Genomic DNA, 14,725 nt, shown 5'->3' with positions numbered 1-14,725 from the left:
AATAAAACCGCTTCCTTCGGGAGGCGGTTTTTTTTTGCTTCAAATTTTGGTTGGTCGGCAATGCTTGTGGTATGAGTTTTTGGGATTGGTGAGAAACATTGAGGCGCCGCCATAAGCCAAAGATGAAGCCAGCAAATGGCGGCAGTTTGGAAGCTGAGCCAACATGAGGGGCTCCGGCCACTTGCGAGGGTGCAGTGGCAACACCACAGTACGGATTGTTACTTTCCAGGACGAGTGTCTTAACACTGCCTGCCAACCCGAATTCAGACAAAAATTTATACTTTCAGCTTTCGCATATTTTATTGTGAGGCGCGTCCGAGAAAACTATCCCAGTCTTTCCATACTGGCTGTAGCCCTGCCAGCATCAACGCTTCCGCTACCTGTTGCGGTGAGCGGTTATCGTGCGGTGCAAATTGTTCAAGTTCAGGATGATTATCGGCATAGCCACCGGGCTGTGTTTTAGATCCTGCACTGACAGTGTTGATCGCCAGCGGAATAACGTGATCCCGGAAATAGGGGGATTCGCGTGTCGACAGTGAGAGCTCGACATCCGGCGCGAGCATTCTGAAAGCGCAAATCAGTTGTAACAACTGATTTTCTTCCAGCAGGGAAGCCGGTTCGATGCCACCGGTACAAGGTCGCAGTCTTGGAAACGCCACCGAATAGCGACTTTGCCAGTAGGTTTGTTGCAGATACAACAAATGTTCGGCCACCATATAGCTGTCAGTCCTCCAGTTGCCAGAAAGTCCGAACAGCGCCCCCAAACCGATTTTGTCGATTCCCGCACGCCCGAGCCGGTCTGGTGTTTCCAGCCGCCAGAAGAAATCCTGTTTCTGTCCGCGAAGATGATGCAAAGCATAGGCAGGCGCGTGATAGGTTTCCTGATAAACCAGCACGCCATCCAGCCCCAGCGTTTTCAGCTCAGCATATTCTTCCTGTTGCAGCGGCTGAACCTCAATCATCAGTGAATCGAAATGGCTTCTGATCACGGGGAAATGACGGCGGAAATAGTCCATGCCGACCTTTCCCTTATGTTCGCCGGTGACCAGCAACAGATGTTTGAAACCCAGCGCATTCAGCGCTTCGCATTCCCGCCTGATTTCATCTTCGTCCAGCGTTTTACGTTTGATTTTATTGCTCATCGAAAAGCCGCAATACGTACATTCGTTGGCGCAAAGATTGGATAAATACAACGGCGCGAAGAAATTCACCGTATTGCCGAATCGCTGGCGCGTGAGCTGTTGTGCCCGCTGCGCCATTTGTTCCAGATAAGGCCGTGCCGCCGGGGAAATCAGCGCCATGAAATCTTCACGCGTGATTTTGTTCTGGTTCAGCGCCCGTTCGACGTCGCTGGTGGTCTTGCTGTTGATGCGCAGCGAAATGTCATCCCAGTCGAGGGTTGACCAGACATCAGTGAAATTGCTCATAAGGTTGCCTGCGTTGAAGCCAGGAAACTGGTCAGTGGGCTGGATGCGCTGGCCTGCCGTTGTCTGCCACCTAACCCGCTCTGACGGGCAATGATACCGGCTTCAACGGCCAGACGAAATGCCGTCGCCATGGCCACCGGATCGCCGGCAACGGCAATCGCAGTATTCACCAGCACGGCATCCGCCCCCATTTCCAGCGCTTCTGCGGCCTGGCTCGGCGCGCCAATACCGGCATCAACAACCACCGGAATGCGTGACTGCTCGATGATGATTTGCAGAAAATCACGGGTTTGCAGCCCCTGATTGGAACCAATCGGCGCACCCAGCGGCATCACCGCGGCGCACCCGGCCTCTTCCAGACGTTTGCACAGTACCGGATCGGCACTGCAATACGGCAAAACCACGAATCCCTGTTTCACCAGAATTTCTGCGGCTTTTAGCGTCTCAATCGCATCGGGCAGCAGGTATTTTACGTCCGGATGGATTTCCAGTTTTATCCAGTTCGTCCTCAATGCTTCGCGTGCCAACTGCGCGGCAAAGACGGCTTCTTCTGCCGTTTTTGCGCCGGATGTATTGGGCAGTAAACGCACACCGAGCTGTTGCAGTGGCGCGAGGATGTCATCTCCGCCGCGACGCAGATCGATGCGTTTCATCGCCATAGTCACCAGCTGAGAGCCAGATGCTTCAAGCGCCTGTTGCATCAACGCCGGACTGGCGAATTTTCCTGTTCCGGTAAAAAGGTGCGACGTGAATGTGGTATCAGCAATTTTTAACATGTCAGCCTCCGGCTATCGCCTGAAAGAGCAAGATCTCATCACCGTCTTCCAGTAAATGAGCTGGCCAGTTATCACGGGGGATAATGACCTGGTTAACCGCCAGTGCGCTGCCTGCAGGGTTTAACGCCAGCAAATTGAGCAGGTTTAGTAACGTGAGCGGTTGACTGAATTGGTGTGGTTCATCATTGACCAGAATGTTCACACGTGGCCTCCGCAGATGGCACAGGCAGATGAACGCGTGAGTTGCAGTGAACGCCAGTTTTGCGTTTTTCCATCGAACAGACGTAATTTGCCGCTCAGTACAGAGGGCAGGCCAGCCAGAATCTTCAGCGCTTCCAGTGCCTGCAATGTACCGATGGTACCGACCACCGGGCCGAGCACGCCGGATGTACGGCAGTTGCGCTGTACGGTTTCCTGATCCGGATATAAACAGGCGTAACAACCGTGAGCGTAAGGGGCTTCAATAACCAGAAGTTGTCCGCTGAATCCGACGGCGCTGCCGCTGATCAAGGTTTTACCGGCATCCACACAAACTTTATTAACTGCATGCCGGGTTTCCATGTTATCGCTGCAATCCAGAACGATATCGGCGTCCGATACGGCACGGGTCAATGCTTCTCCCGACAGACGTTCCGTGATGGCCACCGCTTCGCAAAGCGGATTCAGGCGCAGCAGTTCACGCTTTGCCAGAACGGCTTTGGGCTGATCGAGATCTGCCGTACGGTAGAGGATTTGCCGCTGAAGATTGGTGATATGCAATTGATCGTCATCGGCCAGAATCAGCTTACCTACGCCTGCTGCTGCCAGATACAAGGCTGCGGGAGAGCCGAGGCCACCAAGGCCGACAATCAGTACTTTCGCCGCCTGTAATTTTTCCTGTGCCAGCGGACCGAATTCCTCCAGCATCAACTGGCGGCTGTAGCGCATAAAAGCCGCATCGTTAAGCATCTTGCGGCACCTTGCTGGCGCATAAGGCCAGCAGTTGTGCCGTCGCTGCACGCCAGTCCGCCGCCTGCGTAATGGCACTGACGACGGCTATACTGCCGACGCCGCAGTCGAGAACCGACGCCGCGCGGTCGATGCTGATCCCACCAATGGCCACCGTCGGAAAGCTGCCATCGAGCTTCTTAACATGTCGGGTGAGTTCTGCCAGCCCTTGCGGCGCCGAAGGCATATCTTTGGTCTGCGTCGGGAAGATATGGCCGAGGGCGATGTACGAAGGATTCACCGCGACAGCGCGTGCCATTTCAGCATCGTCATGCGTGGAAACGCCCAGCCGTAAGCCGGCCTGACGGATAGCCTCAAGATCGGCAGTATCCAGATCTTCCTGACCCAAATGCACGCCATACGCCTGATGCTTGACCGCCAGACGCCAGTAATCGTTGATGAATAACCGGGCCTGATATTTTTTACCGAGCGCGATGGCATCAATAATTGCTGGCTCGGCTTGCTCATCAGGCAAATCTTTCACACGCAGTTGCAGTGTTTTAACGCCCGCGTCCAGCAGACGGGCAATCCATTCCACGGTATCAACGACCGGATATAAACCGAGGTGGAATGGAACGGCAGGAAAGGATTGAGAGGACGGATTCATTTGCTGCTCTCCGAACTGAGGTTATCGGCCGGGTGATAAAGCTCACCGCCGCGCGAACGGAATTCGGCAGACATCTGCGCCATACCGGATTCAACGAGTTCTATTGGTTGGGCTTTGGCTTCAAGCGCAGCGGCGTAATCGCGAACTTCCTGAGTGATTTTCATCGAGCAGAATTTCGGGCCACACATCGAGCAGAAGTGTGCAACTTTGCCGGATTCCTGCGGCAGCGTTTCATCGTGGTAGGCGCGTGCCGTTGCCGGATCGAGAGCCAGATTAAACTGATCTTCCCAGCGGAATTCGAAACGCGCTTTTGACATGGCGTTATCGCGGATTTGGGCACCCGGATGGCCTTTAGCTAAATCGGCAGCATGTGCTGCGATTTTGTAGGTAATCAAACCCTGCTTAACGTCTTCTTTGTTCGGCAGGCCCAGATGCTCTTTCGGCGTGACATAACAGAGCATGGCGCAGCCAAACCAGCCAATCATCGCGGCGCCAATACCGGACGTGAAGTGATCGTAACCCGGCGCGATATCGGTAGTCAGCGGACCAAGGGTATAGAACGGGGCTTCGTGACAATGCTCGAGTTCTTCGGTCATGTTGCGGCGGATCATCTGCATCGGCACATGTCCCGGACCTTCGATCATCACCTGAACATCGTATTCCCAGGCAATTTTGGTCAGTTCGCCCAGCGTGCGTAATTCGGCGAATTGTGCTTCGTCATTGGCATCCTGAATCGAACCCGGACGCAGGCCGTCGCCCAATGAAAGCGAGACATCATAGGCGGCGCAGATTTCACAAATCTCGCGGAAATTCTCGTAGAGGAAACTTTCGCGATGGTGCGACAGGCACCATTTCGCCATGATCGACCCGCCGCGAGAGACAATACCGGTCAGACGTTTAGCGGTCATCGGCACATAGCGCAGCAACACACCGGCGTGAATAGTGAAGTAATCGACGCCCTGCTCGGCCTGCTCCAGCAGCGTATCGCGGAACATTTCCCAATTGAGGTCTTCAGCCACGCCGTTCACTTTTTCCAGCGCCTGATAAATCGGCACCGTACCAATAGGTACCGGGCTATTACGCAGGATCCATTCGCGGGTTTCATGGATATAGCGGCCAGTGGAGAGATCCATTACTGTGTCCGCGCCCCAGCGAGTTGACCAGACCAGCTTCTCGACTTCTTCTTCGATAGATGACGTTACCGCTGAATTACCGATATTGGCGTTCACTTTTACCAGAAAGTTTCGCCCGATGATCATCGGCTCTGATTCCGGATGGTTGATATTGGCTGGGATAATGGCGCGGCCGGCGGCGACTTCCTGACGCACGAATTCAGCAGTGATATTGGCGGGCAGATGTGCGCCGAAGCTTTCACCGGGATGTTGCTGACGCAGGACTTCGCCACGGATCCGTTCGCGTCCCATATTTTCGCGGATAGCGATGAATTCCATTTCAGGCGTGATAATGCCTTTGCGGGCGTAGTGCAGCTGCGTGACATTCTTACCGGCTTGAGCTTTACGCGGGCGGGGCAGAAGCTCGAAGCGCAAGTGATCTAAGCCTTCGTCGGCCAGACGTTGCTGAGTAAAGCCGGAGCTGACCTGTGGAAGTTCTTCGGTATCTGCCCGTTCGGCTATCCAGTTGGCGCGGCATTTTGCCAGACCGGCATGGACGTCAATGGACGCTTCAGGGTCGCCATAAGGCCCGGCAGTTTCATACACCGGAATCGCTTCATTTTCTTCGTACTGTGGATTGTCTTTGCCGCCGCCGACCAGCGTCGGGCTGAGCTGGATTTCACGCATAGGGACGCGGATATCTGCACGGTCGCCTTGCAGATAGATCCGGCGGGAGTTGGGAAATGCTTCGCCTTGCAGGCTGTCGATAAATGACTGAGCCTGCGCGCGCTGTTCGCGGCGGTTGGTGGGTTTCTTTTCAGAGGTAACGGATTTTTGGGTACTCGACATAGCAAATTCCTCGTGTTCTACGAATAGAAAAAACGTGATGGAAAATTGCTTGTCTGGAGGTTTACGGCAGGAGTAAAAATGGGCGGTTTAGCGCAAGCGGCCGTTTTCAGGCTGATGCCAAATTGCGTGAAACGCATAACATTACTCTTGTTCCCTTCGCGGGTACTAACCCGATCAGGTTCCGCGGATCCCGAATTAACGGTCTCAGCCTGGCGTAATGTCCGTGAGGAACATCATGCGCTAGGCACTCCGACAAGAAGCCCCAATATATGAGGCCGATAAAAAAACTACAACCCTTGCTGGGTTATTTACTGCTAATCATGTTAGGCCGTTATCTCGAAAATTATGCCGGACGCGCTAAAACGGTTGCGCTTTCTGTCGGGAGTAATAGATCGGTTTCTTGTTCAAAAGCCATCATAATAAGTTGATCTTCCAGGATAAAGCGTGCATCCAGTGCTTCACCGATGTCGGATAATGCATAATGGAAAGCAAAAGCATTTTCATCGTCGATGTCATTGTCGGTATAACTGTCATGGAAAGCCATGATAGCTTCGGTGTTGAGCTCAAGTGCAGGATAAATTTTTGATGCCATCCGTTTTTTCAGGCTATCAATGCCTGCAACTTCATCAATAATACGTTGATAAAGATGGAAATGGCCGGAGGAGAGATAGTCCACCAGATTATGGCAAAAGTTATCCAGCGCTTTTTCGTTTAGCGGGGTATGCTTTTCTTTATTCGGTTTTAGACCCACGAGAGCGCAATAAGAAACTAATAACTCTTTGCGTGCGTGAAGCCACTGGTCGATAAACTCATTACTGCCACCAACGCGTTGGGTCAGCCTTTCCAGACTATTTAGCATGGTTGACTCCGTGAGTGAGAGAAAAGTAACCAAAACGTTAAAGGTTACTAATATTTAACTTCCGAAAACCAGATTGTCAGTCTCGTCGAGGTTATGCAACAACAATATGGAATTACAGATAACAGACCAATATAACGGCTGGTGGGTCATCAGCCATGAAGGCAAACTCTGGCTGCCCTTGGGGGAATTGCCATTCGGTGATTCGGCTGATTTTTCGCTGATCGGCAAAACAGGTCGGCAAATCGGTGAGTGGCAAGGCTCTCCTGTCTGGCTGGTGCGCCAGCCGATGAACAACCATATGGTCTCCGTCCGGCAACTTCTGGATCAGGAAAAGGGTTTGTTCCAATTGGTGGGCCGTGGTGTACAACTGGCGGAGTTTTACCGTTCGCATAAATTCTGCGGGTATTGTGGTCACGAAATGCATGTCAGTAAGACCGAATGGGCCGCGTTATGTGGGCATTGCCGCGAGCGCTATTATCCGCAAATTGCGCCTTGTATCATTGTGGCTATCCGTAAAGGTGATGAGATTTTATTGGCTCAACATGTGCGGCACCGTAACGGGATCCACACCGTGCTGGCGGGTTTTGTCGAGGTTGGTGAAACGCTGGAAGAAACCGTTGCCCGAGAGGTGATGGAAGAAAGTAATGTGCGTATTAAGAACGTACGTTATATCAGCTCGCAGCCTTGGCCTTTCCCTAACTCCCTGATGATGGCGTTTATGGCCGACTACGACAGTGGTGAGATCAAACACGATCCGAAAGAGTTACTCAATGCTGGCTGGTATAAGTTTGACGCGTTGCCTCAGTTGCCGCCAGCGGGCACTATCGCGCGGCGTTTGATCGAAGACACCGTGGTTCTGTGCCGCGCCGAGCGTAATAGTGAGATATGATACTGCCCGATTATTTAGGGTCAGCACATGATAAGGAAACCCAAATGAGTGAGTTGAAGAACGATCGCTACCTACGCGCTTTATTGCGTCAATCAGTAGATGTTACGCCAGTGTGGATGATGCGCCAGGCAGGACGCTATTTGCCTGAGTACAAAAAGATCCGCGCGCAGGCCGGCGACTTCATGTCACTGTGCAAAAACGCTGAGCTGGCCTGTGAAGTCACACTTCAGCCGCTGCGTCGCTATCCGCTGGATGCGGCGATTTTGTTCTCCGATATTCTGACCATTCCTGATGCGATGGGGCTGGGGTTATATTTCGAAGCCGGGGAAGGTCCTCGTTTTTCTTCTCCGTTAACCAACCGTGCTGATGTCGAAAAGCTACCTGTTCCCGATCCTGAAATGGAACTGGGCTACGTGATGAACGCTGTTCGCACTATCCGAAAAAACCTCAAAGGTGAAGTGCCGCTTATTGGTTTTTCCGGCAGTCCCTGGACGTTGGCGACCTATATGGTTGAAGGTGGCAGCAGTAAGGCCTTCACCAAAATCAAAAAGATGATGTATGCCGAACCGGCAACGCTACATCTATTACTGGATAAACTGGCTGATAGCGTGATTTTGTATCTCAATGCGCAAATCAAGGCTGGTGCGCAGTCCGTGATGATTTTCGATACCTGGGGTGGCGTACTGACCCCACGCGATTACCGCGAATTCTCCCTGAACTACATGCACAAAATCGTTGATGGCCTGATCCGTGAAAACGAAGGACGCCGCGTGCCGGTGACATTGTTTACCAAAGGCGGCGGTCAGTGGCTGGAAGCGATAGCCGCGACCGGTTGTGATGCGCTGGGGTTGGACTGGACGACGGATATTGCCGATGCGCGCCGTCGCGTTGGCGACAAAGTGGCGATTCAGGGCAATATGGATCCTTCGATGCTGTATGCCTCTCCGACACGCATCGAGCAGGAAGTGGAAACCATTCTGGCTGGCTTCGGTAAAGGCAACGGTCACGTGTTTAACCTCGGTCACGGCATCCATCTGGATGTGCCGCCGGAAAACGCCGGTGCCTTCGTGGACGCGGTGCACAGCCTGTCCCGCCAGTATCACGAGTGAGACTGAACGATGATCGACACGCGTGCGTTACGTGAAGAGCAGCGGATCCTTGCTGAACGCATAACATTGCAGGATCCGCCTGATTTCACTACACCAGCGTTGATCGCCGGTGTTGACGTTGGCTTTGAGCAGGGCGGTGACGTGACGCGCGCCGCGGTGGCGGTTCTGCGCTATCCCTCGCTTGAACTGTTCGAATATCAGATTGCCCGCGTCCCGACCGTGATGCCCTACATTCCCGGCTTCCTCTCCTTTCGCGAACTTCCCGCGTTGTTGCAGGCCTGGCAGCAACTCACGTCACGTCCTGATTTAGTGCTGGTTGATGGGCAGGGGATTGCGCATCCGCGCCGTCTGGGCGTCGCCAGTCATTTTGGTCTGATGATCGACGTGCCGACCATTGGTGTGGCAAAAAGCCGGTTATGTGGCCAGTTTTTGCCACTCAATGAGGCGCTGCACAGTCAGCAGGCGTTATACGACGGCGATGAACAGATTGGCTGGGTGTGGCGCAGTAAGCTACGCTGTAATCCATTATTCATCTCGCCGGGTCATCGCATCAGCATGGAGTCGGCGCTGTATTGGGTCGAACATTGTATGCGGCAATACCGTTTGCCGGAGCCAACGCGTTGGGCGGACGCCGTCGCATCAAACCGGGCAGCGTTTCAACGCTGGCAACGGCTGAGTGATGATCTTTAGGAATCAAGGAATAGGGATCTTGATTTATTTCAGGTAAACTTCTGCGCAGAAAAGTTAACGAGATCAACTCATGTTACGTAATCCAATTCATTTACGTCTCGAAAAGCTGGAAAGCTGGCAACACGTGACGTTTATGGCGAGCTTGTGTGAACGCATGTACCCGAACTATCAGGCCTTCTGCCTGGAAACTGGGTTTGGCGAGCCGCAGGTTTACCGCCGCATCCTGGATCTCATCTGGGAAACGCTGGTGATAAAAGACGCCAAGGTCAATTTTGACTCACAGCTCGAAAAACTGGAAGAAGCGGTGCCTTCTTCCGACGATTACGACCTCTATGGGGTTTATCCGGCCATTGATGCCTGTATCGCCTTAGGCGAACTGATCCATTCGCGTCTGAGCGGCGAAACGCTCTCTCACGCCATTGCGGTTAGCGAAACATCGATTCGCACCGTCGCAATGCTGGAAATGACTCAGGCCGGTAAAGAAATGACCGACGAAGAGCTGAAAGTGATCCCAGCTGTCGAAGAGGAATGGGACATCCAATGGGAGATTTTTCGCCTGTTGGCTGACTGTGAAGAGCGTGACCTGGAATTAATAAAAGGGTTACGTTCTGACCTGCGTGAAGCCGCTGTCAGTAACATTGGTATAAATTTAGCGCAATAAGGCAAGAAAACGTGATTTAACGCCTCATTTGTCATGCCTTAAGGCTTCACATCCGCACCCTGTCTGGTCTACATTTGGGGTGCGTAAAAAAAGTGGCTATCGGTGCGTGTATGCAGGAGGGTGCTGTCAATCGGCATTTCCGTCGCACTCGATGCTTTGCAAACGATAAACACACTGTAAAGGATAACTTATGAACAAGACTCAACTGATTGATGTAATTGCGGACAAAGCTGATCTTTCCAAAGCACAGGCCAAAGTTGCTCTTGAATCTACTCTGTCTGCTATTACCGAGTCTCTGAAAGAAGGTGATGCTGTACAATTAGTTGGTTTCGGGACTTTCAAGGTAAATCATCGTAACGAGCGTACTGGTCGTAACCCACAGACTGGTAAAGAAATCAAAATCGCAGCTGCCAATGTGCCTGCGTTCGTTTCTGGTAAAGCTCTGAAAGACGCTGTTAAGTAATTGCTTGCAGTGAAAAGAATAGGCGAGGGGGTGGCTAATATACCCCTTTTGTTTTTCACCCCCAGACTGGCGACTGCATTGCTGGTGCTAAGTCTGGTGGGTTGCAGCTCCCACGAAGAAATCCCACGCTTTACCGCTAGCGGCTATGTAGCCGATCAAGGCATCAATCGCTTATGGCGAATCGACAACGCCCAGCATCAACCCCAGACAATTATCAACGTGTATAGCCCTTATTACGGTGGTGACACGGTGATCGACCGTTATGAATATCAACAGGGACAGCTCCACTTGTTGAGACAAACGCATGCGGAAAAAACTGACTTAGGCGTCATGTTGCGTTTCGATAATGAAGGCAATGTCAGTTTTATGCAGCGGCAACTGCCTGAAAGACGTGAAAAGCTCTCTTCTGACGATATTGAGTTGTATAAGTATCAGGCCAGCAAAGTACTAAATCTAAGCAGTACGCTGCGTGCCGGCAATGTTGAACTGGTACAGGGGCAGTGGAAACAGGGCGTGATCACCTCCTGCGCGGGTCAACCTGTGACGCTTTCTCTCAGTGTTCGTTCGCAGGTCTGGCTGGCGAAACGCGCTTCGCGATCGAATGACCGCCTGGGACTTGCATGGCTGACTGCGCCAGAGGGCGATGAACTGCTACTGGTTGCCAACGAAGATTTTTGTAAATGGGAACCCAAAGAGTCAGATCTCTGACACCGTTATCCCTGGTAGCGAATAGAAAAAGTAAAGGCACGCCAAAGCGTGCCTTTTTGCCGTTTGGAGCAGGATCACTTCTCCTGTTCACGAGCTATCGCCCGGTAACCTATATCTTTGCGACAGAAACTGCCTTCCCAGCGAATATCTTTCGCCAACTGATAAGCTCTAAGCTGCGCAGCCGCCACCGTTTTACCCAGCGCGGTCACGCACAGTACGCGCCCGCCGTTGGTTACCACACGCTCGTTCTGCAAACGCGTGCCGGCATGGAAAACTTTGCCATCTGGGACTTCTTCCAATGGCAGGCCGTGGATAGCGTCGCCGTTGGTGTAATCCCCCGGATAACCACCCGCCGCCAGAACAACACCCAGTGAAGGACGTGGATCCCATTCGGAGGTTACTTCATCCAGACGTCCTTCCGCGCCAGCCAGACAAAGCTCGACTAGGTCGGAGCGCATACGTAGCATGATAGGTTGTGTTTCTGGATCACCAAAGCGGCAGTTGAACTCAATTACCTTCGGCTGACCATCAGCAGAAATCATCAGACCCGCGTACAGGAAGCCGGTATAAGTATTGTTCTCTGCAGCCATGCCGCGCACGGTTGGCCAGATAACTTGATCCATGACGCGCTGGTGGATCTCATCAGTGACAACGGGTGCTGGTGAATAAGCACCCATCCCGCCGGTGTTCGGGCCACTGTCGCCATCGCCTACGCGTTTGTGATCCTGACTGGTCGCCATCGGCAATACGTTCGTGCCGTCTACCATCACGATAAAACTGGCTTCTTCGCCATCAAGGAATTCTTCAATTACGATGCGATGTCCGGCATCGCCGAAGGCATTACCTGCCAACATATCGTGGACGGCGTCTTCCGCTTCTTTCAGCGTCATTGCCACGATCACGCCTTTACCTGCTGCCAGACCGTCCGCCTTAATGACAATTGGCGCGCCTTTGCTGCGTAAATACGCCAGCGCAGGTTCGATCTCGGTAAAGTTCTGGTAATCAGCACTTGGAATGTTGTGACGGGCGAGGAAATCTTTGGTGAAGGCTTTAGAACCTTCCAACTGAGCGGCTTCCTGCGTCGGGCCAAAGATCTTCAGACCGGCAGCGCGGAAAGCATCCACCACACCAATCACTAACGGCGCTTCCGGGCCCACAATGGTCAGGCCGATGTCATTACTTTTGGCAAAGGCCAGCAAACCGGCAATGTCAGTGGCGGCGATATCAACGTTTTCCAGCAATGGCTCCAGCGCGGTGCCGGCGTTGCCTGGTGCAACATAGACTTTATCAGCCAGAGGCGACTGCGATGCTTTCCATGCCAGTGCATGTTCACGCCCGCCGTTACCAATAATTAAAATATTCATTCGAAGACTCCGGATGAGCGGGCGCATAACACCCGCTGAAAGAAATTAATGACGGAAGTGACGCATCTCGGTGAACAGCATTGCAATGCCGTGTTCGTTGGCGGCCTTAATCACTTCATCATCACGGATTGAGCCACCCGGCTGGATAACACAGGTAATACCCACCGCTGCTGCGGCATCAATGCCGTCGCGGAACGGGAAGAAAGCGTCAGAGGCCATGACGGAACCTGCAACTTCCAGACCTTCGTCTGCCGCTTTGATCCCTGCAATCTTGGCTGAGTAAACGCGGCTCATCTGGCCTGCGCCAATACCGATGGTCATTTTGTTGCGGGCATACACAATGGCATTAGATTTCACGAATTTTGCCACTTTCCAGCAGAACAAGGCATCTGTCAGTTCCTGCTCCGTTGGCTGGCGCTCAGAAACGACGCGCAAGTCGTTTGTATCTACCATGCCTAAATCGCGATCCTGGACCAGCAGGCCGCCGTTGACGCGTTTGAAGTCCAGCGCAGCCTGACGACCTTGCCATTGACCACAAGTCAGCACGCGAACGTTTTGTTTGGCGGCGGTCAGCGCCAGCGCTTCTTTGCTGACGGAAGGAGCAATGATCACTTCGACAAACTGACGGCTGATGATCGCTTTTGCGGTCTCAGCATCCAGTTCACGGTTGAAAGCGATGATGCCGCCGAAAGCAGACGTCGGGTCAGTCTGATAAGCGCGCTCGTAAGCGGCCAGAATGCTGTCGCCGATGGCTACGCCGCAAGGGTTAGCGTGTTTGACAATCACACAGGCAGGTTCCGCAAACTCTTTCACACATTCCAGCGCCGCGTCGGTGTCAGCGATGTTGTTATAGGAAAGCGCTTTGCCTTGGAGCTGAGTGGATGTCGCAACAGAAGCTTCGCTGACGTTCTCTTCTATATAGAAGGCTGCGTTCTGATGGCTGTTCTCGCCATAACGCATATCTTGTTTCTTTATATAGCTAAGATTCAGTGTGCGAGGGAACTGGCCGGAGGGCGTTTCGGTATTGCCGTGGTAAGCAGGAACCATCGTGCCGAAGTAGTTGGCAATCATACCGTCGTAAGAGGCGGTGTGCTCGAAGGCTTTTATCGCCAGATTGAAACGGGTCGCCAGTGTCAGCGAGCTGCTGTTGGCATCCATCTCTTCAATCACAGCTGCGTAGTCACTGCTCTTAACTACGATCGCCACGTCTTTGTGATTCTTCGCTGCCGAGCGAACCATGGTCGGCCCGCCGATATCGATGTTTTCTACGGCATCTTCCAGCGAACAGTCAGGGCGTGCGACGGTTTGTGCAAACGGATAAAGATTAACGACCACCATGTCGATTGGCGCGATAGCGTGCTGCGCCATAATGTCATCATCTTTCCCGCGACGACCCAGAATGCCGCCGTGAACTTTCGGGTGCAGGGTTTTGACGCGTCCATCCATCATTTCCGGGAAACCCGTGTAGTCAGACACTTCAGTGACTGGCAGACCGGCTTTAGCCAACAGGCTGGCGGTTCCGCCAGTGGAAAGTAACTCGACGCCACGCTGTGAGAGTGCCTGGGCGAATTCTACGATACCGGCTTTGTCAGAAACACTGAGCAGGGCGCGGCGGATTGGACGAGATTGTTGCATGGTGATTGTATCCTTGGCTTTGGAGTCGCAATAAAGAGCGTTATCTGAATTCAATGACGCTTTTCTTTTCTCTATATAGAGCAATTTGCAGAAAAACGTGGGATCGCGTTCAGATAACTTCCCCTCGGCGACTGACTTTTCATTTATCACCCATAAAGGGCGGGGAGAACTGACGCGCGAAATTGTAGCGAAAACGATTGCGCGACGCTCGAAAAATTTGAGATTCCTGCGCCTCTGTGGATAATTCTGTGTAAAACACGGTATAAGCTGTGGGGTTGCTGTGTAATGCAGCAAACAGTGATTTTTCTTAAAATTAGCCCTTGCGGCCGGCTCAGAACTCCCTATAATGCCGCTCCATCGACAGGGAACAACGTGAACAACATCACGAAGTGACCGGGTCGGAAAGATTAAAAACAGCGGCATCCGGTGAAATAAACGGTTGACACTGAAAGAGGAAAGCGTAATATACGCCACCTCGAGTTACCAAGCGAAAGCGCGTAACTACAAGACGATATCAGCCACCTCGGTGGCAAAAAATATCAAGTCTTAAAGAGTGACCAAGCAGTAATTCATTTAGTTGAATTATTAC

The 14,725-nt window shown here is 52.6% G+C and carries 15 protein-coding genes and 1 riboswitch; of the genes, 6 read left to right on the top strand and 9 right to left on the bottom strand.

Annotated elements, in window-relative coordinates; all coding sequences use genetic code 11:
* Window positions 1-299: 299 nt before the first annotated feature.
* The 7 genes from thiH to rsd all read right to left on the bottom strand — a co-directional run bounded on the left by thiH (window position 300) and on the right by rsd (window position 6,617).
* On the bottom strand, window positions 300-1,427 hold the full coding sequence (thiH, locus tag IEV89_RS21115) for a 2-iminoacetate synthase ThiH (RefSeq protein ID WP_188475476.1): 1,128 nt from the start codon (window positions 1,425-1,427) through the stop codon (window positions 300-302).
* Complete coding sequence (locus tag IEV89_RS21110; RefSeq protein ID WP_188475475.1) at window positions 1,424-2,203, bottom strand: thiazole synthase; 780 nt, start codon at window positions 2,201-2,203, stop codon at window positions 1,424-1,426. The genes thiH and IEV89_RS21110 overlap by 4 nt, the downstream gene beginning before the upstream one ends.
* 1 nt (window position 2,204) lies before the next feature.
* Window positions 2,205-2,405 carry a sulfur carrier protein ThiS gene (gene thiS, locus IEV89_RS21105; protein ID WP_037035715.1) on the bottom strand — a complete coding sequence of 67 codons (201 nt, stop codon included), beginning with the start codon at window positions 2,403-2,405 and terminating at the stop codon, window positions 2,205-2,207.
* Window positions 2,402-3,151, bottom strand: coding sequence for a HesA/MoeB/ThiF family protein (locus IEV89_RS21100; RefSeq protein ID WP_112197870.1), 750 nt, complete (start codon window positions 3,149-3,151; stop codon window positions 2,402-2,404). Before IEV89_RS21100 ends, thiS begins: the two co-directional genes overlap by 4 nt.
* A complete protein-coding gene (gene thiE / locus IEV89_RS21095; RefSeq protein WP_013577403.1) occupies window positions 3,144-3,797 on the bottom strand; it encodes a thiamine phosphate synthase in 654 nt (217 codons plus the stop codon). Before thiE ends, IEV89_RS21100 begins: the two co-directional genes overlap by 8 nt.
* Window positions 3,794-5,758 carry a phosphomethylpyrimidine synthase ThiC gene (thiC, locus tag IEV89_RS21090; RefSeq protein WP_229746557.1) on the bottom strand — a complete coding sequence of 655 codons (1,965 nt, stop codon included), beginning with the start codon at window positions 5,756-5,758 and terminating at the stop codon, window positions 3,794-3,796. The genes thiE and thiC overlap by 4 nt, the downstream gene beginning before the upstream one ends.
* Window positions 5,759-5,892: 134 nt before the next feature.
* Window positions 5,893-6,020, bottom strand: a riboswitch (TPP riboswitch).
* Between the two features lie 81 nt (window positions 6,021-6,101).
* A complete protein-coding gene (gene rsd, locus IEV89_RS21085; protein ID WP_188475474.1) occupies window positions 6,102-6,617 on the bottom strand; it encodes a sigma D regulator in 516 nt (171 codons plus the stop codon).
* A gap of 106 nt (window positions 6,618-6,723) precedes the next feature.
* Between rsd and nudC the strand changes: the two genes are divergently transcribed.
* The 6 genes from nudC (at window position 6,724) to IEV89_RS21055 (ending at window position 11,137) form a co-directional block, all read left to right on the top strand.
* On the top strand, window positions 6,724-7,506 hold the full coding sequence (gene nudC, locus IEV89_RS21080; RefSeq protein WP_188475473.1) for an NAD(+) diphosphatase: 783 nt from the start codon (window positions 6,724-6,726) through the stop codon (window positions 7,504-7,506).
* A 44-nt stretch (window positions 7,507-7,550) separates the two neighbouring features.
* Entirely contained in the window at window positions 7,551-8,615 is a 1,065-nt protein-coding gene (gene hemE / locus IEV89_RS21075) for a uroporphyrinogen decarboxylase (protein ID WP_188475472.1), read from the top strand.
* Window positions 8,616-8,624: 9 nt separating this feature from the next.
* The gene (gene nfi / locus IEV89_RS21070; RefSeq protein WP_188475471.1) at window positions 8,625-9,305 is read left to right on the top strand and encodes a deoxyribonuclease V; all 681 of its coding nucleotides are present in this window, start codon (window positions 8,625-8,627) and stop codon (window positions 9,303-9,305) included.
* A gap of 70 nt (window positions 9,306-9,375) precedes the next feature.
* Window positions 9,376-9,966 (top strand): YjaG family protein, encoded by a 591-nt coding sequence (locus IEV89_RS21065; RefSeq protein WP_188475470.1) that lies wholly within the window; start codon window positions 9,376-9,378, stop codon window positions 9,964-9,966.
* A 190-nt stretch (window positions 9,967-10,156) separates the two neighbouring features.
* Window positions 10,157-10,429: a nucleoid-associated protein HU-alpha gene (gene hupA, locus IEV89_RS21060; protein ID WP_013577396.1), complete on the top strand. Its 273-nt coding sequence runs from the start codon at window positions 10,157-10,159 to the stop codon at window positions 10,427-10,429.
* 30 nt (window positions 10,430-10,459) lie between these two features.
* A complete protein-coding gene (locus IEV89_RS21055) occupies window positions 10,460-11,137 on the top strand; it encodes a DUF1481 domain-containing protein (protein ID WP_373283436.1) in 678 nt (225 codons plus the stop codon).
* 74 nt (window positions 11,138-11,211) lie between these two features.
* Here IEV89_RS21055 and purD read toward each other — a convergent pair whose 3' ends face one another.
* Together purD and purH are read right to left on the bottom strand one after the other, a co-directional pair.
* Window positions 11,212-12,501 carry a phosphoribosylamine--glycine ligase gene (purD, locus tag IEV89_RS21050; RefSeq protein WP_188475468.1) on the bottom strand — a complete coding sequence of 430 codons (1,290 nt, stop codon included), beginning with the start codon at window positions 12,499-12,501 and terminating at the stop codon, window positions 11,212-11,214.
* A gap of 45 nt (window positions 12,502-12,546) precedes the next feature.
* Window positions 12,547-14,136 carry a bifunctional phosphoribosylaminoimidazolecarboxamide formyltransferase/IMP cyclohydrolase gene (gene purH / locus IEV89_RS21045; RefSeq protein ID WP_188475467.1) on the bottom strand — a complete coding sequence of 530 codons (1,590 nt, stop codon included), beginning with the start codon at window positions 14,134-14,136 and terminating at the stop codon, window positions 12,547-12,549.
* Window positions 14,137-14,725: the final 589 nt, after the last annotated feature.

This window comes from Hafnia psychrotolerans, from assembly GCF_014639435.1.
GTDB classification, from domain to species: domain Bacteria; phylum Pseudomonadota; class Gammaproteobacteria; order Enterobacterales; family Enterobacteriaceae; genus Ewingella; species Ewingella psychrotolerans.
The sequence above is the reverse complement of the archived record's forward strand: the minus strand, read 5'-3'. Positions and strand labels throughout refer to the sequence as shown.